General features: G+C 45.2%; 2 rRNA genes. Both read right to left on the bottom strand.

What is annotated here, in order from left to right:
• Positions 1-434: 434 nt before the first annotated feature.
• Positions 435-552: ribosomal RNA gene (rrf, locus tag ACTQ50_RS19655) — 5S ribosomal RNA — on the bottom strand.
• A 127-nt stretch (positions 553-679) separates the two neighbouring features.
• Positions 680-1,042: ribosomal RNA gene (locus ACTQ50_RS19660) — 16S ribosomal RNA — on the bottom strand; the annotation flags it as partial.

The raw sequence follows: 1,042 nt of genomic DNA on the forward strand, positions 1-1,042 counted from the left end.
TTTCTTCGGCTCTTAGTGCCAAGGCATCCGCCCTGTGCCCTTATTGCTTGACCTTTCGCTCATCACCCTAGCGTAGGTGATGCGGTCTTTTGATTCTCATTGTTGATCTTAATCTGCTCTCACAGACTAAATCGATGTCTTCCTATCTTACGTTTTAACGTTTGTATCAAGGATATTTGATTAAAGTTTAATCAAATTTACATGTATGCAGTTTTCAAGGTACATATCTGACTGAATTTTTATCAGTCATTAGAGCTCATAAAACTTTTTATAAGTTCTAATCACTGGTAAAACCAGTTATCATAACAGCACTTCCCTGCTGATCGGGTTAACACCGGTCCATCGATCTTTACCTTTTACCGTTCTGTTTCCGACAGAACTCACTTACCAGTGTCTGTTTCTATATGAACAAGCACAGCTTGTTTTTTTCTTTAATCCGGCGCCCACCTGCTCTCCCACATCGTCTCCAATGCAGTACCATCGGCCGCTTGCGTCTTAACCGTCGTGTTCGGGATGGGAACGGGTGTTTCCCACAAGCGCATCGACACCGGAAGCATTATTTACTTAGCGAGGTACTTTCGAGCTTAGTAAATAAGCTTGTTCTGCGTAGCAGAACTACCTCTTTTTCCTTGATAACTCAACAGTAAAACACATATTTGATTTTCTACTTCTTCCCTAGAAAGGAGGTGATCCAGCCGCACCTTCCGATACGGCTACCTTGTTACGACTTCACCCCAGTCATCGGTCCCGCCTTCGGCAGCTCCTTCCAAGCGATTACCGCAATAGAACTTCTTCGTTTCATACTTGTCTATATGCTTTCTTCCTGCATCACTCTCTCCTCACATAGCCACCGCTATGCTCGTCGTTCGTTCTTTGTAAGAAACCATATATCCTGCGTCTGAAACTTCGAACTCCTATTCCGGTAACCGCTCGGTTAGGTCACTGACTTCGGGCGTTACTGACTCCCATGGTGTGACGGGCGGTGTGTACAAGACCCGGGAACGTATTCACCGCGGCATTCTGATCCGCGATTACTAGCGAT

This window comes from Blautia sp. Sow4_E7, from assembly GCF_052116245.1.
Lineage (GTDB): Bacteria > Bacillota > Clostridia > Lachnospirales > Lachnospiraceae > Blautia_A.